20 protein-coding genes are annotated in these 21,678 nt (G+C 60.9%); 9 read left to right on the forward strand and 11 right to left on the reverse strand.

The genetic code is table 11. The features are described 5' to 3' along the window. The first annotated feature begins 13 nt into the window (after positions 1–13). Positions 14–514 carry a CinA family protein gene (locus HB633_RS24045; protein WP_213780617.1) on the forward strand — a complete coding sequence of 167 codons (501 nt, stop codon included), beginning with the start codon at positions 14–16 and terminating at the stop codon, positions 512–514. A 61-nt stretch (positions 515–575) separates the two neighbouring features. Further along, positions 576–3,881: a DEAD/DEAH box helicase gene (locus tag HB633_RS24050; protein WP_213780618.1), complete on the forward strand. Its 3,306-nt coding sequence runs from the start codon at positions 576–578 to the stop codon at positions 3,879–3,881. Between the two features lie 104 nt (positions 3,882–3,985). Here HB633_RS24050 and HB633_RS24055 read toward each other — a convergent pair whose 3' ends face one another. From HB633_RS24055 to purM, 3 genes are all read right to left on the reverse strand, one after another. Beyond that, on the reverse strand, positions 3,986–4,486 hold the full coding sequence (locus tag HB633_RS24055) for a GNAT family N-acetyltransferase (RefSeq protein WP_213780619.1): 501 nt from the start codon (positions 4,484–4,486) through the stop codon (positions 3,986–3,988). Beyond that, complete coding sequence (locus HB633_RS24060; protein ID WP_213780620.1) at positions 4,479–4,763, reverse strand: DUF1778 domain-containing protein; 285 nt, start codon at positions 4,761–4,763, stop codon at positions 4,479–4,481. The genes HB633_RS24055 and HB633_RS24060 overlap by 8 nt, the downstream gene beginning before the upstream one ends. Positions 4,764–5,358: 595 nt before the next feature. Then, complete coding sequence (gene purM / locus HB633_RS24065; RefSeq protein WP_213780621.1) at positions 5,359–6,429, reverse strand: phosphoribosylformylglycinamidine cyclo-ligase; 1,071 nt, start codon at positions 6,427–6,429, stop codon at positions 5,359–5,361. A gap of 231 nt (positions 6,430–6,660) precedes the next feature. Between purM and hda the strand changes: the two genes are divergently transcribed. From hda to panB, 6 genes are all read left to right on the forward strand, one after another. Beyond that, the gene (gene hda / locus HB633_RS24070) at positions 6,661–7,386 is read left to right on the forward strand and encodes a DnaA regulatory inactivator Hda (protein ID WP_213780622.1); all 726 of its coding nucleotides are present in this window, start codon (positions 6,661–6,663) and stop codon (positions 7,384–7,386) included. Between the two features lie 74 nt (positions 7,387–7,460). Further along, positions 7,461–8,147: an HAD family hydrolase gene (locus tag HB633_RS24075; protein WP_213780623.1), complete on the forward strand. Its 687-nt coding sequence runs from the start codon at positions 7,461–7,463 to the stop codon at positions 8,145–8,147. After that, the gene (gene pcnB, locus HB633_RS24080; RefSeq protein ID WP_213780624.1) at positions 8,140–9,732 is read left to right on the forward strand and encodes a polynucleotide adenylyltransferase PcnB; all 1,593 of its coding nucleotides are present in this window, start codon (positions 8,140–8,142) and stop codon (positions 9,730–9,732) included. Before HB633_RS24075 ends, pcnB begins: the two co-directional genes overlap by 8 nt. Before the next feature lie 83 nt (positions 9,733–9,815). Continuing rightward, positions 9,816–10,343 (forward strand): 2-amino-4-hydroxy-6-hydroxymethyldihydropteridine diphosphokinase, encoded by a 528-nt coding sequence (folK, locus tag HB633_RS24085; RefSeq protein ID WP_213780625.1) that lies wholly within the window; start codon positions 9,816–9,818, stop codon positions 10,341–10,343. A 39-nt stretch (positions 10,344–10,382) separates the two neighbouring features. Then, complete coding sequence (locus HB633_RS24090) at positions 10,383–11,087, forward strand: deoxynucleoside kinase (protein ID WP_213780626.1); 705 nt, start codon at positions 10,383–10,385, stop codon at positions 11,085–11,087. 58 nt (positions 11,088–11,145) lie between these two features. After that, positions 11,146–11,961: a 3-methyl-2-oxobutanoate hydroxymethyltransferase gene (gene panB, locus HB633_RS24095; RefSeq protein ID WP_213780627.1), complete on the forward strand. Its 816-nt coding sequence runs from the start codon at positions 11,146–11,148 to the stop codon at positions 11,959–11,961. A gap of 6 nt (positions 11,962–11,967) precedes the next feature. Here the strand turns inward: panB and pabB are convergent, their stop codons facing one another. The 5 genes from pabB to grpE form a co-directional block, all read right to left on the reverse strand. Further along, positions 11,968–13,755 (reverse strand): aminodeoxychorismate synthase component I, encoded by a 1,788-nt coding sequence (gene pabB / locus HB633_RS24100; RefSeq protein ID WP_213780628.1) that lies wholly within the window; start codon positions 13,753–13,755, stop codon positions 11,968–11,970. Between the two features lie 10 nt (positions 13,756–13,765). Then, positions 13,766–14,908 carry a molecular chaperone DnaJ gene (gene dnaJ, locus HB633_RS24105; RefSeq protein ID WP_213780629.1) on the reverse strand — a complete coding sequence of 381 codons (1,143 nt, stop codon included), beginning with the start codon at positions 14,906–14,908 and terminating at the stop codon, positions 13,766–13,768. A gap of 291 nt (positions 14,909–15,199) precedes the next feature. After that, complete coding sequence (gene dnaK, locus HB633_RS24110; protein ID WP_213780630.1) at positions 15,200–17,155, reverse strand: molecular chaperone DnaK; 1,956 nt, start codon at positions 17,153–17,155, stop codon at positions 15,200–15,202. A gap of 197 nt (positions 17,156–17,352) precedes the next feature. Further along, positions 17,353–17,748, reverse strand: coding sequence for a thioredoxin family protein (locus tag HB633_RS24115; RefSeq protein ID WP_213780631.1), 396 nt, complete (start codon positions 17,746–17,748; stop codon positions 17,353–17,355). 26 nt (positions 17,749–17,774) lie between these two features. Continuing rightward, positions 17,775–18,347 (reverse strand): nucleotide exchange factor GrpE, encoded by a 573-nt coding sequence (grpE, locus tag HB633_RS24120; protein WP_213780632.1) that lies wholly within the window; start codon positions 18,345–18,347, stop codon positions 17,775–17,777. A gap of 454 nt (positions 18,348–18,801) precedes the next feature. On the opposite strand from grpE, the gene HB633_RS24125 reads away from it, so the two are divergent. Beyond that, entirely contained in the window at positions 18,802–18,963 is a 162-nt protein-coding gene (locus tag HB633_RS24125) for a hypothetical protein (RefSeq protein WP_200945706.1), read from the forward strand. Here the strand turns inward: HB633_RS24125 and HB633_RS24130 are convergent. The 3 genes from HB633_RS24130 to hrcA all read right to left on the reverse strand — a co-directional run bounded on the left by HB633_RS24130 (position 18,935) and on the right by hrcA (position 21,603). Further along, positions 18,935–19,342, reverse strand: a complete 408-nt coding sequence (locus HB633_RS24130; protein WP_213780633.1) for an RNA-binding S4 domain-containing protein — start codon at positions 19,340–19,342, stop codon at positions 18,935–18,937. The genes HB633_RS24125 and HB633_RS24130 overlap by 29 nt on opposite strands. A gap of 10 nt (positions 19,343–19,352) precedes the next feature. Continuing rightward, entirely contained in the window at positions 19,353–20,420 is a 1,068-nt protein-coding gene (gene hemH, locus HB633_RS24135; RefSeq protein WP_213780634.1) for a ferrochelatase, read from the reverse strand. Positions 20,421–20,586: 166 nt separating this feature from the next. Next, complete coding sequence (gene hrcA / locus HB633_RS24140; RefSeq protein ID WP_056356176.1) at positions 20,587–21,603, reverse strand: heat-inducible transcriptional repressor HrcA; 1,017 nt, start codon at positions 21,601–21,603, stop codon at positions 20,587–20,589. Positions 21,604–21,678 lie beyond the last annotated feature (75 nt).

Raw genomic sequence — 21,678 nt, forward strand, 5'->3', positions numbered from 1 at the left:
AGCGAGTCCCGTCATGGCCACCGATAAAGTCGTCCACCAGCTCGCCATTCGTGCCGGCAACAAACTGCGTGACGAGCGGCTGATGCTCGCGACGGCGGAATCGTGCACAGGCGGCATGGTCGCCGCCGCCATGACCGATATTTCGGGCAGCAGCGCGTGGTTCGAGCGCGGTTTCGTCACGTATTCCAATGCAGCGAAGACCGAGATGATCGGCGTGCCGGCCGACCTGATCGAGCGTCACGGCGCGGTGAGCGAACCCGTCGCCAAGGCCATGGCCGAAGGTGCTTTGAGGAACAGCCGCGCGCAAGTTTCATTGTCCATTACGGGCGTGGCAGGCCCGGGCGGCGGTACGGAAACCAAGCCGGTGGGCATGGTCTCGTTTGCGTGGAGCAACCGGCTGCATACATCGGTGGAAACGCAGATGTTCAAGGGCGATCGCGAACAGATTCGCACCCAGGCGGCCGCGCATGCGTTGCGCGGCCTGCTCGAACTATTAGAACGAAGGGAACGGTGAGCAAGCGGATGGCTGCAAGACAGACTGCGAGCGGCATAGCTATAAACGGGCGGACGCGCTGATGCCGGCGTTTTCCTATGACACGGGTCAGATCATCAAATGGCTCGGCGCACAGACCGTGGCCAAGGCGCGCGCGTACGTCGACGAAGTCAGGCATCTGCACTGGGACGACGAAGTGCTGCGCGCCGACGTAAAAGGCACTCAGCGCCAGCCGTATCGCGTCGAGATCAAGTTTCGCGATGACCGGGGCTCGATCTCCGCGCAAGGCCGATGCTCGTGCCCGGTCGGATACGGCTGCAAGCATGCCGCAGCCGTCTTGCTCGCGACCGCCAGCGATAAACCCGAAGAGCCCGAAGCCGTACGCGCCGAAGTCGCGGGCTGGCTTGAAGGGTTTCGCTCGCGGTTTGCATCGACACGCAGCACGGCGGCCAAGAAAACCAGCGAACCGAATGGCGCACTTGCGCTTGCTTATGTGCTCAGCGCGTCGCGCGTCATGCGTATGCCCGAAGTCGCGCTGCACAAGGTGCGCCTGAGTCCGGACGGTTCGCTCCAGACGCTCGACCGGCCCTGGACCAATCTCGACGCAGCGCTTGTCAAACAGCCGAAGTTCGTCAGCGACGACGACCTCACCATTCTGCGGGCGCTGATCATCGGACGCACGCGCAACGACTTCGGCGGTTTCGTGCTGCACGGCGAAGAAGGCGCGGATTTGCTGCAGCGAATGCTCGCAACCGGGCGTCTCTTCACAGCGACGCCTTCGTCGCAGGATGTGGGCGAACCGCGCCGGCCGTTGAGTCAGGGCGAGGCACGGCCGGGACGCATCGAATGGACGCCGGACCCGGATGATCGCGTGCGGCCCGTGCTGCAAACCGAGCCTGCATCGACCTTGGTCATCGCAACAGAACCCCTCTGGTTCGCCGATGCCGAAACGCGCGAAGCGGGCGTTGTCGACATGCCGCAGCCCGCGCGGCAACTCGTCGATTACCTCGCCATGCCGCCCATCTCGCTCGCCGAGGCGCCGCTTGTCGGCGCCATGCTGCGAGAGGTCGCGTCCGACCTGCCGCCGCCACCGGGACACGAAGCGCTGAACGTACAGATCATCGATACAGATCCGGTGCCCGTTCTCGTGCTCGACACGCAGCCCATCAGCGGCACGTGGCGGCCGCGCGAGGAACGCACGGGCGCGAGCGTGCTGGATTTCGCGCTTCTGAGTTTCGATTACGAAGGTTTCAGCATCGACCCCACGCGCGCGACCACGATCATGCGCTCGGAGTCCGGCGACATGGTTCAGGTGAAGCGTCGTCACGACGTGGAAACGCGTTATTCGAACCAGTTGTACGAGCTTGGCTTTCGCAAGATTCCCGCGCACCAGCGTTTTGGGCCTAAGGCCATACCGACTGGCGTGCTGGGCTTGCCGGCGTCGGCCGCCTGGGCGTTGTTCGCAAGCGATACCGTGCCCACGCTGCGCGAAGACGGCTGGCGCATTTCCATGTCGCCGGAATTCCGCTTCGATTTCATCGAGATCGACGATATCCAGGGCACCGCGCGCCATGGCACCGATGGCTGGTTCGATCTCGAACTCGGCATTGCGGTGGGTGAGCGGAGCGTGCGGCTGGAGCCGCTGCTCGCCGATCTGTTTCAGCGGGACCGGCGGTGGCTCGCGGGCGCTATCGATTCGATCCCGGATGACGAAGGTATCGAACTCAATACCGATAAAGGCGAGCGGCTGCGGCTGCGTGCGTCGCGGATCAAGCCGGTGGTGCGCGTGCTGATCGATCTCTTCGATACCCTCGGCACGCAACCCCTGCGTGTATCCGAAAAAGACGCCGGGCGGCTGGAAGCGCTGAGTGACACGGGCCGTTGGCAGTTTCACGGCGATACCTCCATTCGCGAACTCGCGCAGCGTTTGCAGGAAGGTCCCGGGCTGCGTGAAGTCGCTATCCCTCGCGGCCTGAACGCGGAGCTTCGGGTGTATCAGCGCGAAGGCCTCAACTGGATGCAGTTTTTGCGCGAGCGCAATTTGTCGGGCGTTCTCGCCGATGACATGGGCCTCGGCAAGACTGTGCAGACGCTGGCGCATATTCTCGTTGAAAAGGAATCGGGGCGGCTGGACCGTCCGGCACTCGTCGTGCTGCCGACAACGCTCGTTCACAACTGGCGAGAAGAAGCGAAGAAGTTTGCGCCCGATCTTCGCGTGCTCGACCTGCATGGTCCGCAACGCAAGGATCGCTTCGATCAGATCAGCGAACATGATCTCGTGCTGACCACGTATCCGCTCTTGTGGCGCGACCAGGCGATGTTATCGATGCACGAGTATCACTTGCTGATTCTCGACGAAGCGCAAACCGTGAAAAACGTCGCGACCAAGGCCGCGAAAGGGATTCGTGATTTGAGTTCGCGGCATCGGCTTTGCCTGACGGGAACGCCGCTGGAAAATCACTTGGGCGAGTTGTGGGCGCAGTTCGATTTTCTGCTGCCGGGTTTTCTTGGCACGCAGAAAGATTTTACGAAACGCTGGCGCACGCCGATCGAAAAGTACGAGGACCCCGTGCGTCGCGATCTGCTTGTGCGGCGGATTCGACCGTTCATGTTGCGCCGGCGGAAAGACGAAGTCGCGAAGGAATTGCCGCAGAAGACGACGATAGTGCGGACTGTATCGCTTGAGGGCTCGCAGCGTGATTTATACGAGACCGTGCGGATTGCGATGCAGGAAAAAGTGCGCATGGCAGTCGCCGATCAGGGCTTGGCGCGCAGTCATATTGTCGTGCTCGAGGCGTTGCTGAAACTGCGCCAGGTTTGCTGCGATCCGTCGCTGGTGAAGCTCACGCGGGCGAAGCGCGTGGAGGAATCGGCGAAGCTCGATTTGCTGCTCGATATGCTGCCCGAGTTGCTTGAAGAAGGACGTCGCGTGCTGCTGTTTTCGCAGTTCACGGGGATGCTCGCGATCATCGCCGCCGCGCTCGATAAAGCCGGTTTGCCGTATGTGACGCTGACGGGTGATACGCGTGATCGCGTGACGCCGGTGACGCGTTTTCAGGCGGGTGAAGTGCCGCTGTTCCTGATCAGTTTGAAGGCGGGTGGTGTTGGACTGAACCTGACCGCCGCCGATACCGTGATCCACTACGATCCGTGGTGGAACCCTGCGGCAGAGAATCAGGCGACGGACCGTGCGCATCGGCTGGGGCAATTGAAGCCGGTGTTCGTGTACAAGCTGATCGTGGCGGGGAGTATTGAAGAGCGCATCGTGGCGATGCAGGATCGTAAAGCCGCTCTTGCCGATAGTATTTTGCGTGAGGACGCGGCGGCCGGGGCTAAATTCTCGGCGGAAGATATTGAGGCGTTGCTGGCGCCTATGCCGCAGGGGTGATGTCTGGCGTATGCATCAAAACTCGAAGCGGCTGAACGCTCCGCCAGGGTTCGGCATTCAACCTATCGAGGCCTTCAGTCCTGAACAGGATTGGGCGCCTTGCATTAGATTGATCCACGCACCGTCGCCAACGGCAGGAACAGTGTCAACGGCGTATCAGGCAAAGCAATAAAACCGTGATGCGCGTAAAACGCCGCGGCCGTCTTGTCCTTCGCATCGACTACAAACGCAAACGCCGCAATCTCCGAACGCGCAGCACGCTCGAGCGCATCGGCCAACAGTGCGCCACCAAGCCCTTGCCCCTTGAACGCTTGATCGACCGCCAAACGCCCCATGCGTATCGCCGGAACAGTTGGGTAGCGCGGCAATTTCTTCGCCGTCGCACCGGGAAGCTCGGCCAGTAGCACGCTGGCAGCCGCCAGCGTGTAATAACCAGCCACGCGTTGCTCACCGTCCATTGCCACGAAACACGCGGCAACCCGGCGCCGCACGTCCTGCGAAACCTGCAACTGGAAGTACCGATTCAGCGCCTCGGAATCGCTTACAAACGTTGTGCGCTCATGCACGCCCTCAAGCGGTATAACTCGAAAGGGCGCGTTACTCATCAGGACCTAGCAGCTTGCGCCGGCGCGCGAACGCACGCTTGAGTGCGGGCGCGGGCTTCGGCGGTGCCAGCAACGCCTGCGCGAAGCACGCCTGATCAGCCAACGACAGACGCATCACGTCGGCCTGCTCGATCGCGCGCTGTGCCGCCTCCTGCACAGCTGCAACCACGAAGTCGGTCATCGTGCGCCCTTGAAGCTCGGCCGCACGCTTGAGCATCGTGTGCAAATCGGTGCTGATTCGCGCTTCGAGTCGGGCTGTGGATAGGACGGTGGGCATAATAAATTCCTCCTGTGTTCTCGTAGAATACGGCAATTTGCCGTACACTTCAAGGCTCGCGCGTCGTCCGCTTCGGCCTTAATAGGGCCAAAAGATAAATGGCATCAGGATCCGATGAAAAAACCGCGAAACAAACAAAGACGAGCACAAAGGGAGGGACAGGATATGAACAGAAGTGGCCGCCCGTGACAGGGACCGTGGAAAACAAAGGTGATAAAGCGATTATCGACGTGAAGAGTGGAGCGCCTGGGAGAGGACTTGAGTACACCGGCGATACGTATCGGGACGCACCGTTGGCGCAAAGCCATATCCGGAGAAACTTGCTGATCTGCTGCGCGACCCACGCTATCCAGTGATACGGCGGTGTTTGCGCAGGCTCTATCCGGACCCGATCACGGGGGCAGCGTTTGTCCCAATCTCAGCGCCGGACGGCGGCAGGATTTCGAACAGAACAAACGAGTTTTGCAGCGGCGCAAAGCTACCAGCAGTGGGAGTTCACTTATGCGCCGTGACCTGGTTGAAATTGCTCGACGAGGGACGTTCAAAAATCAGGCCGCGGCGCTCCGCTATCGCAGCCGCCGCCAGCAAAACAAACTCAAACCACCACAGTCTGCGCCTCACCAGCCTTCGATTCCCGAACCCGCCCGATCGACCACACCTGCTCACCGGCCGCCGACAACAACCCTGTCGCGGCTTCGGCATCGGCGGCATCGACCACAACGACCATCCCGATCCCGCAGTTAAACACCCGATGCATCTCCGCATCCGCCACGCCGCCATGCTTCTGCAGCCACGAGAATAACGGCGGCAGCGGCCACGCCCGATGATCCAGCTCAACGGTCAAACCATCGCGTAGAACACGCGGAATATTCTCAACCAGTCCACCGCCGGTGATATGCGCCATGCCCTTGACCGCCATCTGCGACATCAACGACAACAACGGCTTCACATAAATATGGGTCGGCGCCATCAGCGCATCGGCAAGCGAACGGCCATCGAAATCGGCATTCAGATCCGGTTGCGCCCGCTCGATGATCTTGCGCACCAGCGAGTAACCATTCGAATGAATCCCCGACGATGCCAACCCCAAAACGACATCGCCCGGCTTGATGGTCGAGCCATCGATAATCTTGCTCTTTTCCACCGCCCCAACCGCAAATCCGGCCAGATCGTATTCGCCATCGGGGTACATGCCCGGCATTTCAGCCGTCTCGCCGCCAATCAACGCGCAACCGGCCAGCTCGCAACCCTGCGCAATGCCCTGGACCACGGTTGCGGCCGTATCCACATCGAGCTTGCCGCAAGCGAAGTAATCGAGGAAAAACAGCGGCTCGGCGCCTTGCACGAGAATGTCGTTCACGCTCATGGCGACCAGATCCTGGCCGACGGTATCGTGTTTGTTCAGCTGAAACGCGAGGCGCAGCTTCGTGCCCACGCCGTCCGTGCCGGACACGAGCACCGGCTCCTTATAGCGTTTGGGCACTTCGAACAGCGCGCCGAATCCGCCGATCCCCCCCAACACGCCGTCGCGCATGGTTTTTTTGGCAAATGGCTTGATCCGGTCGACGAGCGCGTCGCCGGCATCGATGTCCACGCCCGCGTCGCGATAGGACAAACCTTGGGCGGGGGCGCCCGTGCGCTCTGGGGCGGATTTCGGTTGATTCATGGGGGATCGGCGAGAAGGTCGGTAAAATGAGATTTTAACCGATGCCAGCCGTCCGACCGCATTTCTCGCAGTTCGCGGCCCAGGCTTCAAAGTACCGATCCACCCCTTTTTGAGAGTCGTGCCCTTCCAGCACGTTTCTCGACCTTGCGCTCAACGCCTTTTGCACCGGTTCACGCCGGTTATCGGCCAAACTGAGCGCGCCGTTTTCAAGACACGCCCTGACGGAACCGATTGCCCGTGCAACGCCAACTGACGCTCGATCTCGGCACGCCGCCGCTCGCCACCTTCGACAATTTTTTCGCCGCCGGCAACCACGAGCTGGTGACGCGCCTGCGCGAACTCGAAGGCGCGCTCGCGGCCGGCCCGGTGGCCGACCGGACGTTCTACGTCTGGGGCGAGGCGGGCAGCGGCCGCAGCCATTTGCTGCAGGCACTGATGCACGAAGCCAACGGCCGCGCGCGGTTCCTGAGCCCGCAGGCGCCGCTCGCCGCATTCACCTTCGATCCAACCGCGAACATCTACGCCGTCGATGACTGCGAACGCCTTTCAGGCGCGCAACAAATTGCGCTCTTCAACCTGTTCAACGAGGTGCGCGCCCATCCGGCCAGCGCGCTCGTGGCAACGGGAAATGTGGCGCCGCTGGGGTTATCGGTGAGAGAAGATTTGCGTACGCGCCTCGGCTGGGGACTGGTTTTCCAGCTCACCCCCCTTTCCGACGAAAGCAAGGCCACCGCGCTGAAACACGCGGCGCGCGAACGCGGTATCGATCTGGCGGACGACGTGCCGGCATATCTCCTGACGCACTTCCGGCGTGACATGCCAAGCCTGATGAAACTGCTCGACGAACTCGACCGTTTTTCGCTTGAACAAAAGCGTGCGGTGACCCTGCCCTTGCTGCGCACAATGCTCGCCAAGAAAGAAGACGAAACGCCGCGCCCGCAAACCGAGCTTTTTTGACCCGGCAACGTAACTCCGCGTGGTCGTAAGCGGCCGCCGAACGCTTCCATCCGCTTCAAGTAAAATGCGCTCCCATGAACCTAGCCCTATTTGATCTCGATCACACCCTCATCCCGACAGACAGCGACCACGAATGGGGTCGCTTCATGACGAAGCTCGGCATTGTCGATGCCGAAAAGTTCGCCAAGCAAAACGACGCGTTCTACGCGCAGTACAAGGACGGCACGCTCGATATCCACGCGTACCTGAACGCCCAGCTCTCCCCGCTGGCGCTGCATCCGCGTGCGCAACTGGACGACTGGCACGCGCAATTCATGCGCGAGGTCATCACGCCGGCCATCCAGCCCGCCGCGCTGGAACTGGTGCGCAAACACCAGGAAGCGGGCGATCTTTGCTGCCTCGTGACCGCCACGAACGCATTCATCACGGCGCCGATCGGCCAGGCGTTCGGTATCGACGCGCTGATCGCGTGCGAGGTCGAAACGGTCGACAATATCCCGAACGGCGAGCTGACCGGCCGTCCGACGGGCACGCCGAGCTTTCGCGAAGGCAAGATCGTGCGTACCGAAATGTGGCTGGCTTCCATGGGAAAAAGCCTGAGCGACTTCGAACACAGCTACTTCTACAGCGACTCGCACAACGACATTCCTCTGCTAGAGAAAGTCACCGACCCGATCGCGACCAATCCCGACGACACCCTGCGCGCCCATGCGCAAGCCCGCGGCTGGCGCATCCTGGAAATCTTCTCCCCACGTGATTAAAAAACTCATTCGCAAGCTGTTCGGCCAGGAAAGCGCCAAAGAGGACGCTCCGGCGACCGCCCCGCTCGTTGCTGAATCCGGCGACGATGCAAAACCTGCCCGCAAGACCACGCGCAAGAAGGCGGCGCCGGTCGCGGCGCGGCGCGATCCCAACGTGCCGGTGATCCTGTCGGCGGACGTGCATGGCATCGATCCGTCGCTGATCTCGAAGAACGCGATTCGCGTGACCGAAGGGCTGCAGCAAGCCGGGCATCGGGCGTTTATCGTGGGTGGCGCGGTTCGCGACCTGTTGCTGAACGTCGCGCCAAAAGATTTTGACGTCGCAACGGACGCCACGCCCGACCAGGTTCAGAAACTGTTTCGGCGGGCGCGCATCATCGGGCGGCGGTTCCAGATCGTGCATGTGCAGTTCGGGCAGGACATCATCGAGACATCGACGTTCCGTGCGCTTGTCGATACCCCCGCCGACGCGCCGCCGTCGCCCCCTCCGCCACGTTTGCGGCGCGGCGAGATGGACACGCGCACGCACGCCGTCGATGCCAGCGGCCGCGTGCTGCGCGACAACGTCTGGGGCGAACAGCACGAAGACGCCACGCGCCGCGACTTCACCATCAACGCCATGTACTACGATCCGGCCACGCAAACCGTGCTGGATTATCACGACGGCATGGCCGACGTCCGCGCGCGTTTGCTGCGCATGATCGGCGACCCGGCGACGCGTTACAGGGAAGACCCGGTGCGCATGCTGCGCGTCGTGCGCTTTGCCGCGAAGCTCGGCTTTGAAATCGAGCCGGCAACGCGCGCGCCGATCGCGGAACTGGCCGACCTGATCAGCAATGTCCCGGCCGCGCGTCTCTTCGATGAAATGCTCAAGCTGCTGCTCTCAGGCCACGCGCTCGCATGCCTGACGCGACTGCGCGCCGAAGGTTTGCATCACGGCGTATTGCCTTTGCTCGATGTGATTTTCGAGTCGACGCACGGCGAGAAATTCATCACGCTGGCGCTCACCAATACCGATGAACGCGTGCGCGCGGGCAAGGGTGTATCGCCGGGATTTTTGTTTGCCACGCTCCTCTGGAACGACATGCAGTCGCGCTGGCAGCAATACACGCTCGCCGGTGAATTCCCGGTGCCGGCGCTGCATCGCGCGATGGACGACGTGCTCGACATGCAGACCGAGAAACTGGCTATCCACAAGCGGTTTTCATCGGATATGCGGGAGATCTGGGGCCTGCAACATCGGCTTGAAAAACGCTCCGGCCGCAGCGCGATGAAGCTGCTGGAACACCAAAGGTTTAGGGCAGGTTATGATTTCCTCCTGCTCCGGTGTGAATCGGGCGAACTGGATGCATCGGTTGGCCAGTGGTGGACGGATTTCATCGAAGGGGACGCTGCCGCGCGAGAATCATTGCTATCGCAAGGCGGGAAGGACCGGGCACCCAAGAAACGACGGCGGCGTAGCAGCAACGCCAAAAGCCGCAGGCCGGGTGACGGAATGGAGGGCGGCGCGAGCAGCGGGGACGCACCGGCTCGTGAAGAACGCGATGTGCGCGAAGAGCGCGACGTGCGGCACGGAGACGATTGACGCGGCCCGTGATCGTGCTTTGCGCGTACTAGACAGCGCATTCGCGTCGTGTTTCGCCGAACGACAGTCGTAGGATTTATGCCATGACGGTAGCTTATCTGGGCCTGGGCGCAAACCTTGGTGATGCGCGCCAGACCCTGAAAGACACAGTCGTGTGTCTTGCTCAGCAACACACGATCACCGTGCTCGCGAAATCGAGCCTCTATCGCACCGCGCCCATCGACGCCGGTGGCGACGACTACTTCAATTGTGTCGTCAAGATCGATACCACCCTGCCCGCGCGACATTTGCTGCGGCTGTGTCATTCCATTGAAGAGCACTTCGGGCGCGAGCGGCCATACCGCAACGCGCCGCGCACGCTCGACCTCGACATCCTGCTGTTCGGCGATTCGTGCATAGAAGAAGCCGACCTCGTGATTCCGCATCCACGTCTCACCGAACGCGCGTTCGCGCTCGTGCCGCTGATCGAACTCGATGGCGAAGTCATCATTGCCCAGCGCGGCCGCGCCGACGCGTTCCTGGCATCGGTTGAAGATCAACGCATCGAAAAAGTGGCGACGCATCAGTGCCCGCTTTTCGCCTCCCGCTGCACTTCCCGTCGCGAAGCCTGAACGCTTTCTGGCGCGAAGCCTCACACCCATGAAAACCCCATGAGCACGCCGCTTACCGTCACCGCGCCGCAATTGCGCCCGCCGCACAGATACATTGCGATAGAAGGGCCGATCGGCGTCGGCAAGACCACGCTCGCGCGACTGCTCGCGGAACGCTGGTCCATGCGCACGCTCTTCGAACGCCAGCACGAGAATCCGTTTCTGGAGCGGTTTTATCGCGACAACTCGCGTCATGCGCTCGCCACACAATTGCAGTTTGCGTTGCAGCGCGCGCAACAGGCGCAGGAAATTGGCGCGGCGCTCGTGGGCGGCCCGGGGCATCTCGGGCAATCGGCGGGCGCGCCGCTCATCACGGATTTCATCACCGAAAAAACCGCGCTCTTCGCGCGCCTTACGCTGCCTGACGACGAATTCCAGCTGTTTCGCGAGGTATCCACGCGCTTCAACGCGCCGGCGCCCGCGCCCGATCTCGTGGTGTATTTGCAGGCCAGTCCCGAAGTGCTGTTCGCGCGCATCCAGAAACGCGCGGTGCCCATGGAACTGCAAATCCCCGATGCCTACCTGCGCGCCCTCTGCGACGCCTACAATGATTTCTTCTATCACTACGACGCCACGCCGTTATTGACGGTGAACGCCGAGCATTTGAACCCGCTGGATTCGGACGCCGATCTGGCGCTGCTGGTCGAACGTATCGAAACCATGCGTGGGCGCAAGGAATTCTTTGTCAAGGGCACGTCACTCTAAGTCCGTCCGGGCGGCGCGCCAGCGTGCCGTCTCTTATCTTGTCGATGTGGAAATTGCCATGGCGTATTTGCAGGAAACCAGCCGCACCGCGATCACCGTCCCGAAGCTCCGGACAATGCGCGAAGCCGGCGAAAAGATCACGATGCTCACGTGTTACGACGCGAGTTTTTCCGCGCTGCTCGATCGCGCGGGCGTTGACGTGATGCTGATCGGCGATTCGCTCGGCAACGTGCTGCAGGGGCATGGCACGACTTTGCCCGTGACCCTCGATGACATCGCGTATCACACGGCGGCTGTCGCGCGCGGGAACAAGAACGCGCTGGTCGTGGCGGACATGCCGTTCGGCACAGTTGGCTCACGCGAAGAGACTTACGCGAACGCCGTGAAGCTGATGCGTGCGGGCGCGCAGATGGTCAAGATCGAAGGCGGGGAATGGTCGGCGGAGATCGTGCGATTTCTGGTGGATCGATCGATTCCGGTGTGCGGCCACGTTGGGCTGACGCCGCAATCCGTGCATGCATTTGGCGGCTTCAAGGTGCAAGGAAAAACCGATGCCGGCGCCGAGCAAATGCGCCGCGATGCGTTGGCATTTCAGGGAGCTGGCGCGCAATTGCTGGTAATCGAGGCAGTGCCTACGCTGCTTGCGCGCGAGGTGACGGAACAGTTGGTCATCCCAACGATCGGCATTGGCGCGGGCATCGATTGCTCGGGGCAAGTGCTCGTGCTGCACGACATGCTCGGGATCTTCCCCGGCAAGCGGCCGCGTTTCGTCAAGGATTTCATGCAAGGGCAGCCGAGCATTTTCGCGGCTGTGGAAGCGTATGTTCAGGCCGTGAAGGAGAAGAGTTTCCCCGGGCCGGAACACACGTTTTAAAGGGTTTTAGCGCTTACGCTCGAGGCGCGCGGCCACCGCGCCGCGTAGCGCGTTGCAGATCATCAGCGCTTCCGCGCGGTTCAAATCGTCAAGGGTCAACACGCGTTCTTCGGCTTCGAGTTCTTCGATCAACACACCGCGCATCACGCCCGGCAACAATCCCGTGTTGAGCGGCGGCGTTTTCCAGCGGCCATCGAGCTTCAAAAACACATTCGATCGGCCGCCTTCCGTAAGTTCTCCGCGCTCGTTGAAGAACAACATGTCGAACGCGCCTTGCGCTTCGGCCTCGTGCCAGGCGCGGTCGTAATCTTCGCGCGATGTGGTCTTGTGCAAAAGCAACGGATCATCGGAAGACCGCGGCGAGAAGCCATGTTCCGATGCCAGCAACACGCTCACCACCGGCTCAGGCAACGGCATGAGCCGCGCGCTTGTCACATTGATTTCGCCGCTTTTCGCCAGCGCGATTCTCAGCCGGTGCGGCACGTTGGTTTCGAACGCGGCGCAAGTTTCATCGATACGCAGTTGCAGCAGCTTATGGTCGAGCGGAAACCCGCACCACTCGGCGCTCGACGCCAACCTGGCCAAATGCCGGTCCCAGTAGCGAATCCCTTCTTCTTTGGTCGCGAACGTGGTTTCGAAGAGCTGGAAACCGGGATCGGAGCCTGTCAGGAATCGCGCTTTCAATTGACACTCCTCGAATTCATCGGTGGCGACGCTGTCCAGCACGATCCCCGCGCCGACACCCATCTTCCCGCGGCCAAGCTCGATTTCGAGCGTGCGAATCGGCACCGATAAACAAAAATCATCGCGCTCGTCCAGCCAGCCGATAGCGCCCGTGTAAATGCCGCGCGGCGTGCTTTCGAGCGCATCGATCAACTGCATCGTCTTGTGTTTCGGCGCGCCCGTGATCGATCCGCACGGCAACAAGGCGCGCAGGATATCGGCGAACGTTATGTAGGGACGCAAGCGCGCCTCGACCGTCGATGTCATCTGCCACACCGACTTGTACGCCTCCACCGAGAAAAGATGGGGCACCCGGACGCTTCCCGTGACCGCCACGCGAGACATGTCGTTGCGCAACAAATCGACGATCATCACGTTTTCCGCGCGATTTTTCGGATCGTCGCGCAGCCATGCGGGGTCCGCGCTGCGCGGCGCGGTGCCTTTCATCGGCCGCGCGCGAAGTGCATCGCCGTCACGCTCGATAAACAACTCCGGCGAGCATGACAATACGTCACGGCCATCGGGCATTGCGATCAACGCACCGTAGCGCACCGGCTGCCGCTCCCTCAGCCTTCGGTACAACGCAAGCGCCGAGCCGAATACATCGAAGGCGAGACGGAACGTGTAATTGATTTGATACGAGTCGCCGGCTTGCAACGCTTCCTGCACGCCGGCGATGGCCTGCCCGAACGCATCGGGCGTGACGCTCGACTCGATGTTCGCCACCCCCGCCACCGATGGCCGCTCGGCCGAGCCGTTGTCGTTTTCGGCGAGCCACTGGTCGGCCTCTTCCCGCGACAACATCGTGCACTCACGAAACAACAAAAAGCGCAGCGCGGCATTGCCGGGCTGCGCCAACTGAAGGTTGCGGCCGAATTCATAATCCGCCAGCACGACCGCGTGCAAGCCGTCGCGCAGGTCTTGCCGCACGCTCAGACACACGTGGTCCAGCTGCGCAGCGTCGTGGCACGACCTTTCGCGCACGAAGCCGGCGTAAAGGCGACTCGACCGCCTTTCGGCGGTCGAGTCGCAATCGTCGAGCAGCGCAAAAACCTCGCTGCGTTGCTGCATGGTCAGTGCCTCAATCGAAGAAACTCTTCACCCGATCGAACCAGCTCTTGCTTTGCGGACTATGGCGCGAGCCGCCTTCGGTCAACGAACGTTCGAACTGCTTGAGCAGGTCGCGCTGCTGATCCGTGAGCTTGACCGGCGTTTCGACCTGCACATGCACATATAGGTCCCCGGCGATACTCGAACGCAATCCCTTGATACCCTTGCTGCGCAGCCGGAACGTCTTGCCCGACTGAGTTCCTTCCGGCACGGTAAAGCTCGCACGACCGGCCAGCGTCGGCACTTCGATCTCGCCGCCGAGCGCCGCCGTGGTGAAGGGAATCGGCATCTGGCAATGAAGGTCGTCGCCGTCGCGCTCGAACACCGAGTGCTGCTTGATATGAATCTCGACGTACAAATCGCCGCTCGGACCGCCGTTGATGCCCGGCTCGCCATTACCCGACGAACGAATCCGCATGCCGTCGTCAATACCCGCCGGAATCTTCACTTCCAGGGTCTTCGTTTCCTTCACCTTGCCCGCGCCGTGGCAATGACCGCACGGCTCAGGAATGAAGGTGCCGGTGCCGTGACACTTCGGGCACGTCTGCTGGATGCTGAAAAAGCCCTGCGACATCCGCACAGTGCCTTGTCCGTGACACGTCGGACAGGTTTCCGGCTTCGTGCCGGCTTTCGCGCCCGAGCCCTTGCAGATCTCGCAATTGACCCAGCTCGGCACGCGAATCTGCGTGTCGTAGCCGTGCGCCGCCTGCTCCAGCGAAATTTCCATGCTGTAGCGCAGATCCGCGCCGCGATAAACCTGCGGTCCCGCGCGCCCGCGTGCAGCACCTGCTCCGCCGCCGGCCGCCTGGCCAAAGATGTCGCCGAAGATATCGCCGAAAGCATCGGCAAATCCACCGAATCCCTGCTGGCCTGCACCGGCCATGTTTGGATCGACGCCTGCGTGCCCGTACTGATCGTACGCCGCGCGCTTTTGCGGATCCGAGAGCATTTCGTAGGCCTCTTTGACCTCCTTGAAACGCTCTTCCGCATCCTTGCTATCCGGATTGCGGTCGGGGTGATGCTTCATCGCAAGCTTGCGATACGCCTTCTTGATTTCGTCGTCGCTCGCGTTCTTCGCGACGCCCATAACCTCGTAGTAATCCCGTTTCGCCATATCGGTTCAGCGCCACCGTGCCCGATCTTTTCGATCAAGCCGACAGCTCCCTCTTGGATGCCTGGAGTCTTGCGACTCATGTGATTTGTCGACGCCCCGCCTTTGTATTACTCGTACAAAGCGCAGCGCCCTCTAAAAAACAACGTGCCCGGGGAGCCATTTGGCTCGCCAGGCGCGTTCTTTGTACTTGCGCTCAAGTTCTCGCAAGCCATCTTTCATCGCGATCCCGCACGAAGCCGCACGGGACCGGTTCAACCTTCGCCGATGACACGCTTGCGCGGTTCAATCGACTTAGTCCTTCTTCACTTCCTTGAAGTCGGCATCGACAACATCGTCGTGCTGCTCCGGCGCTGCCTGCGCACCCGGGCCGCCTGCGCCCGCCGCACCTGCCGCCGCGCCCGCTGCACCTTGCGCTGCAGCCATGTCGGCATACATCTTCTCACCAAGTTTCTGCGACGCAGTGGACAGCGTTTCAATTTTCGCGTCGATCGCAGCCTTGTCGCTCGCCGTGCTCTTGAGCGCTTCTTCAAGATCCTTCAACGCCGCTTCGATCTGTTCCTTCTCAGCCGCTTCGATCTTGTCGCCGTACTCAGCCACGGCTTTCTTCGTGCTGTGCACCAGCGCGTCGCCCTGATTGCGCGAGTCCGCAAGTTCACGCAAACGATGATCTTCGTCAGCATTTGCTTCAGCGTCCTTCACCATCTTGTCGATCTCAGCGTCAGACAGGCCCGAGTTCGCCTTGATGACGATCTTGTTTTCCTTGCCGGTCGCCTTGTCCTTCGCGCCGACGTGGAGAATGCCGTTCGCGTCGATGTCGAAGCTCACTTCAATCTGCGGCGTGCCGCGTGCTGCCGGCGGAATACCTTCGAGGTTGAACTCGCCCAGCAGCTTGTTGCCTGCCGCCATTTCGCGTTCGCCCTGAAACACCTTGATGGTCACGGCGCTCTGGTTGTCGTCGGCCGTCGAATAGACTTGTGCGTGCTTGGTCGGGATGGTCGTGTTCTTGTTGATCATCTTCGTCATCACGCCGCCGAGCGTTTCAATACCCAGCGACAACGGCGTCACGTCCAGCAGCAGCACGTCCTTGCGATCGCCCGACAGAACCTGGCCTTGAATCGCGGCGCCCACAGCCACGGCTTCGTCCGGGTTCACGTCGCGACGCGGATCCTTGCCGAAGAATTCCTTCACTTTTTCCTGCACCTTCGGCATACGCGTCATGCCGCCGACCAGGATGATGTCGTCGATATCGCCGACCTTCACGCCTGCGTCCTTGATAGCGACACGGCACGGTTCCATGGTGCGCTCGATCAGTTCCTCGACCAGCGACTCCAGCTTCGCACGCGTAATTTTCAGGTTCAAGTGCTTCGGACCCGACGCGTCAGCCGTGATGTACGGCAAGTTGATTTCGGTTTGAGCCGCCGACGACAACTCGATCTTCGCCTTTTCCGCCGCTTCCTTCAGGCGTTGCAGCGCGAGCACGTCCTTCGACAGGTCGACGCCCTGTTCCTTCTTGAACTCGCCAATGATGTAGTCGATGATGCGCTGGTCGAAGTCTTCACCGCCCAGGAACGTGTCGCCGTTCGTGGAGAGCACTTCGAATTGCTTTTCACCGTCAACGTCGGCGATTTCGATGATCGACACGTCGAACGTGCCACCACCCAAGTCGTACACGGCAATCTTGCGATCGCCCTTTTCGTTCTTGTCCAGGCCGAATGCCAGTGCGGCTGCGGTCGGCTCGTTGATGATCCGCTTCACTTCCAGGCCAGCAATGCGGCCGGCATCTTTCGTGGCCTGACGCTGGCTGTCGTTGAAATAAGCCGGAACCGTGATGACGGCTTCCGTCACTTCTTCGCCGAGGTAGTCTTCAGCGGTCTTCTTCATCTTGCGCAGCACTTCAGCCGAGATTTGCGGCGGTGCCAGCTTTTGATCGCGGGCTTCGACCCAGGCGTCGCCGTTGTCGGCGCGCACGATCTTGTAGGGCATCAACCCGATGTCCTTCTGCACTTCTTTTTCGTCGAAACGACGGCCGATCAGCCGCTTGACTGCGTACAGCGTGTTCCGCGGATTCGTCACCGACTGGCGCTTCGCCGGCGCACCAACGAGGATTTCGTTGTCGTCAACATAAGCAATGATCGACGGCGTGGTACGCGTACCTTCCGCGTTTTCGATCACTTTGACGGTGTTGCCTTCCATGATCGCCACGCACGAATTCGTCGTGCCCAGATCGATACCAATGATTCTGCCCATTTTTATCACTCTCCTGACTTTGATCGCAGCGCATCCAGTTTTGCGTTTTCGACGTGTTTATCGTTCAAAAACGCTCTCGGATGCCCAAAATTTAACCCTGTACGCCAAATAAGAGCGTTCGCATCGTTTTCAAGACCAAAAACCGATGCAACCTCGATTTTTTTCTGCCCGCCTGCAACTTTTCTTGAGTGACCGGCTCACGCCTTCGCGTCGAGCACCTGGATCTTTCCCCGGGCGGCTGCCACGGCGGCTTCAAACTGACCGAATCCATGCCAGCCGGTCGCGCGCCCAAGCCGCTTTCCCCGGTAAAAGAAGAACCACGTTGGGACGCCATGCAGCATGAAACGCCGCCCAAGATCCCGATGCTCGTAAACATTGCTGTGAAACCACTTCAGGCCGAGCGCCCGGATTTCGTCGGGCTTGGCGAGCATCGCTTTTTTCGCAATCTCGCAGTTGAAGCACTCGAAACCCCAGAAAAACACGACGGCCAATTCGCCGCCCGCCGACTCCAGGCCGGAATCGAACGTCTCGGCGCTCAATTCCTGCATGTCGAAAACGGAAAATGCTGTGGCGTCGACTGGGATATTGGCCATGAGATCGGCAGCTTCAGCCTGACCGGTTACTTCGGCGCGGCGACGGTTACAAGCGCCGGCCGCAGAACGCGGTCCGCGATTACATAGCCTTTTTGCAGCACCGTGACGACGGTGTTCGCTTCCTGATCGGCCGGGACCATCGAAATAGCCTGATGACGATGCGGGTCGAATTTCTCGCCTACCGGATTGACCTCGACCACGCGCCCTTTTTCCAGCGCGCCAGTCAGCTGGCGCAGCGTCAGCTCGACGCCCTCGCGCACTTTCGCAAGATCGGTCGACGAGTGCGCAAGCGCGGCTTCCAGACTGTCGAGCACCGGCAGCAGGTTTTCCGCAAAGTTTTCGATAGCGAACTTGTGCGTCTTCTGCACGTCTTCCTGCGCCCGACGACGGACATTTTCCGTTTCGGCCTTCGCGCGCAGAAACTCTTCCTGCAGCGCCGCGACCTTGGCCTGCGCTTCAGCGAGCAAGGCCTCGGTTTCGTTGACGTCGACGGGACCCGCTGCTGCGTCAAGCGCGTCTGGCTGCTGGTAGTGCTGAGCCGCCGTTTCGTCGGCGGGCGTGGGGTTCTGGCTCGCGGAGTTGTCTTGCGTGTTTTCCATGTCGCTTGAGATTTTGCTAAAGATGAAAACGGATGAAATCGAAAGCACCGTTGCGGTTTCGACCCATCGGAAAGCTGCAGATGATACCCGCCATGCCAACGTTGTTAAAACACAACTGAAGCAACTGCAGGTAATGCGATGAATCGAGGAACGCCGGTGCCTGCCCTGGGAACACACTTGAGGCTGGCATCAGCGTTTTCAAGGGGTTGCACGCGGTATTCGGCGTTGTTTCTACAGTCCGGAAACGGCCCGTTACAACCATTTTCCGCCGGTCATCAGATTCAGATTGAGCCCGACGATTGCGTCACCTACACTTCGAACATGTCTTCGGAAGCACTAGTTAACCCTAATCTTACGAAAGCCAGATTCCAAGTCTTTTTGATCGCTGAAGTCAGCTGTTGAGCCAACGTCAGCGCCCGATTTTTCGAGCAGTTGCGTTGCCATGAGGAGTGCCATGAAACTGACCTTTGCTATTGCGGTGGTCGCATTGGTACTCGTTGGCGGCACAACGACCATTTGCATGTCGGGCGCGGTGAACGAACACAACGTCGAGTATGGCGGCGTGTCCGCCACCATGGAAAGCCTGTTCAGTCAGCACCTGAAAGTTTGTCGATGATTCGCCGGTCCCGCTTGGTGGGCCTGCCTTGCAGGGCGGCCGCCGGCTCACGATACGTCTTTCTGCGCTCGTTCTCCGCCATGCGTTTTTCCCGCCCGGAATCGGTTTCCCGGTAAAGGGTCTGGGCTACCGTCGCCGGACCCCGCACCTCACAAATTCCCAGAACGTCCACTTGCCAGAGCACATGCTCGATCTCGATCTCCACCAGATCGCCGACCCGCACGTCCTTCGACGGCTTCACGTTCGCGCCGCCAATCCGCACGCGGCCCTTCTCCACGGCGTCGCTCGCCAGTGAGCGCGTCTTGAAAAAGCGCGCCGCCCACAGCCATTTATCGATACGAAGGCGTGCGCTGGGATCGGTTGAGATGGCGTAATTCATCGAATGAACCCTATGCAGCCGCGCTCAGGGTCTGCGGCGCCTGAACCGGCCAGCCCTGCAGATGCTGCGCGACAATTTCCCCGAGCGCCTTGATCCAGGCCGGCGACGCATTCAGGCACGGAATGCGGTGAAACTCCTTGCCGCCGGCTTGGAGGAATTCATCCCGCACTTCAATGCCGATTTCCTCGATGGTTTCCAGGCAATCCGACGTGAATCCCGGGCAAAACACGTCAACACGCTTCGCACCAGCGGCGCCGAGTTCGGCAAGCGTAGGCGCCGTGTACGGTTGCAACCATTCGGCAGGACCAAAACGCGACTGGAACGTCACCCGGCATTCGACCGGCGACAGCCCGAGGCCCGCCATCAGCAACGATCCCGTCTGCTGACACTGGTCGTGGTAGGGATCGCCGAGGTCCATGGTTCGCTTGGGCACGCCATGAAAACTCAGCACCAGCCGATCGCCTGACGCAAAGTCGGGCTGGCCGTGCTGGCGCCAGTATTCCCGAACCTGCTCGATCAATGCACCGATATACGCCGGATGGTCGGCGTAATGCCGGATCGTGCGCAATTCTGGCTGGTTACGCACGCGCCGCAACGCGTTGAAGGCATCGTCGAATGCGGTTGCCGTGGTCGACGACGAATACTGCGGGTACATGGGCACGAGCAACACGCGCTCAGCGCCTTCCAGCTTGAGCTGGTTCAGCATGGCAGGAATGCCCGGCGAACCGTAGCGCATGGCGTAATCGACGATCACGTTATAGTCGTTCACCGCAAACAGGCGTCGCAATCCCTCTACCTGCTTTTCCGTGTACACACGCAACGGCGAACCTTCCGGCAGCCAGACCTGGGCATACTTCTTCGCCGACGCACGGCCGCGAAACGGCAGGATTGCCAGGCGCAGGATGACTTGCCACGCGATGGCGGGAATCTCCACCACGCGGGGGTCCGACAGGAACTGTGCAAGATATTTGCGCACCGCTTTGGGCGTGGGCGCGTCCGGCGTGCCGAGGTTGATCAACAGCACGGCAACGCGGTGCGAAGCGGAAGGCTGCGAGGGCAACTCGAGGTCGTAGCGCATAGAAGAGAAGCTCGGCAAGCCAGCGTGATTGAGTAAAACCCATTATAGCGGCGCGTTCCGGAACGCAACATCGGCCAATCGGCCTAGTGGCGCGGCGGCCCCGGGCGGGGCAAGATGGGTTGTCGGACGGCGGTTTGCGGGATTTACCGGCGCCTGCCGGACCGGCTTATTGTTGACTGAGCGAGAGGGACAAAAGCCGCGCGGTGATATCGACTATTGGAATGACGCGGTTGTACGCCATTCGCGTGGGTCCGATCACACCAAGCGTGCCGACAATCTTCCCGTTCACCTCGTAGGGAGCGGTAACCACGCTCATTTCTTCGATTGGCACGAGATTCGACTCGCCGCCAATGAATATCTGCACGCCTTGCGCGTGGCTCGACACATCGAGTAATTGCAGGAGACTGGTCTTTTGGTCAAACACGTCGAACAATTTGCGCAGCCGCGCCATGTCGGAGGAAAGATCCGCCACTTCCAGCAGATTGCGTTCGCCGGAAATGAGCAGGGTTTCGCCGGGATCGGTTTCGTCCACGCTCGCGGCCACCGCTGCCTGCATCAGCGTGGTCATGTCGCCGCGCAGCGCGTCGATTTCCTCGCGAAGTCGGCGGCGTACTTCGTCGAAGGACAAACCGGCGAAATTCGCGTTGATGTAATTCGACGCCTCGGTGAGTTGCGACGGCGAATAGTCACGCTGGGTTGCCATGATGCGGTTCTGAACGTCGCCTTCCGGCGTGACGATGATCAGCAGAATGCGTTTGTCCGACAGCCGCATGAACTCGATCTGCTTGAACATGTGGCTGCGCCGCGGCGTGAGAATGACGCCCGCAAATTGCGACAGGTTCGACAGGACGCTCGCGGCGGCGGCCACGATCTTCGCCGGCTCGCCGCCTTGCAGCTTGATCTTGACGGCGGACGTCATGGCTTCGTCGTCGGTGGTTTCGACTGTGAGCATGGTGTCCACGAAGAGCCGGTAGCCGCGCGGCGTGGGAATTCGTCCCGCCGACGTGTGGGGGCTCACCACCAGCCCAAGGTCCTCCAGATCCGACATCACGTTGCGGATGGTGGCAGGACTCAGCTCGAGGCCGGAGTAACGCGACAGCGTGCGAGAACCGACCGGCTGACCTTCGGCGATGTATCGCTCGATCAGCGTTTTGAGGAGGGTCTGGGCACGTGGGTCTAGCATGGGGAAATTTTAGCTCAACGTTATTGGAGCAGCGAGCGCGATGACTGGAGAAACAGGAGCGAACCGCTCTTTTTC

It is taken from the genome of Caballeronia sp. dw_276 (assembly GCF_018449635.1).
Lineage (GTDB): Bacteria > Pseudomonadota > Gammaproteobacteria > Burkholderiales > Burkholderiaceae > Caballeronia.

Excerpts from the sequence above, each read along its gene's own strand:
- HB633_RS24045 (WP_213780617.1), top strand. The coding sequence starts at position 14 with ATGGCCACCGATAAAGTCGTCCACCAGCTCGCCATTCGTGCCGGCAAC.
- HB633_RS24050 (WP_213780618.1), top strand. The coding sequence starts at position 576 with ATGCCGGCGTTTTCCTATGACACGGGTCAGATCATCAAATGGCTCGGC.
- HB633_RS24055 (WP_213780619.1), bottom strand. The coding sequence starts at position 4,486 with ATGAGTAACGCGCCCTTTCGAGTTATACCGCTTGAGGGCGTGCATGAG.
- HB633_RS24060 (WP_213780620.1), bottom strand. The coding sequence starts at position 4,763 with ATGCCCACCGTCCTATCCACAGCCCGACTCGAAGCGCGAATCAGCACC.
- purM (WP_213780621.1), bottom strand. The coding sequence starts at position 6,429 with ATGAATCAACCGAAATCCGCCCCAGAGCGCACGGGCGCCCCCGCCCAA.
- HB633_RS24075 (WP_213780623.1), top strand. The coding sequence starts at position 7,461 with ATGAACCTAGCCCTATTTGATCTCGATCACACCCTCATCCCGACAGAC.
- folK (WP_213780625.1), top strand. The coding sequence starts at position 9,816 with ATGACGGTAGCTTATCTGGGCCTGGGCGCAAACCTTGGTGATGCGCGC.
- HB633_RS24090 (WP_213780626.1), top strand. The coding sequence starts at position 10,383 with ATGAGCACGCCGCTTACCGTCACCGCGCCGCAATTGCGCCCGCCGCAC.
- panB (WP_213780627.1), top strand. The coding sequence starts at position 11,146 with ATGGCGTATTTGCAGGAAACCAGCCGCACCGCGATCACCGTCCCGAAG.
- pabB (WP_213780628.1), bottom strand. The coding sequence starts at position 13,755 with ATGCAGCAACGCAGCGAGGTTTTTGCGCTGCTCGACGATTGCGACTCG.
- dnaJ (WP_213780629.1), bottom strand. The coding sequence starts at position 14,908 with ATGGCGAAACGGGATTACTACGAGGTTATGGGCGTCGCGAAGAACGCG.
- dnaK (WP_213780630.1), bottom strand. The coding sequence starts at position 17,155 with ATGGGCAGAATCATTGGTATCGATCTGGGCACGACGAATTCGTGCGTG.
- HB633_RS24115 (WP_213780631.1), bottom strand. The coding sequence starts at position 17,748 with ATGGCCAATATCCCAGTCGACGCCACAGCATTTTCCGTTTTCGACATG.
- grpE (WP_213780632.1), bottom strand. The coding sequence starts at position 18,347 with ATGGAAAACACGCAAGACAACTCCGCGAGCCAGAACCCCACGCCCGCC.
- HB633_RS24125 (WP_200945706.1), top strand. The coding sequence starts at position 18,802 with ATGAAACTGACCTTTGCTATTGCGGTGGTCGCATTGGTACTCGTTGGC.
- HB633_RS24130 (WP_213780633.1), bottom strand. The coding sequence starts at position 19,342 with ATGAATTACGCCATCTCAACCGATCCCAGCGCACGCCTTCGTATCGAT.
- hemH (WP_213780634.1), bottom strand. The coding sequence starts at position 20,420 with ATGCGCTACGACCTCGAGTTGCCCTCGCAGCCTTCCGCTTCGCACCGC.
- hrcA (WP_056356176.1), bottom strand. The coding sequence starts at position 21,603 with ATGCTAGACCCACGTGCCCAGACCCTCCTCAAAACGCTGATCGAGCGA.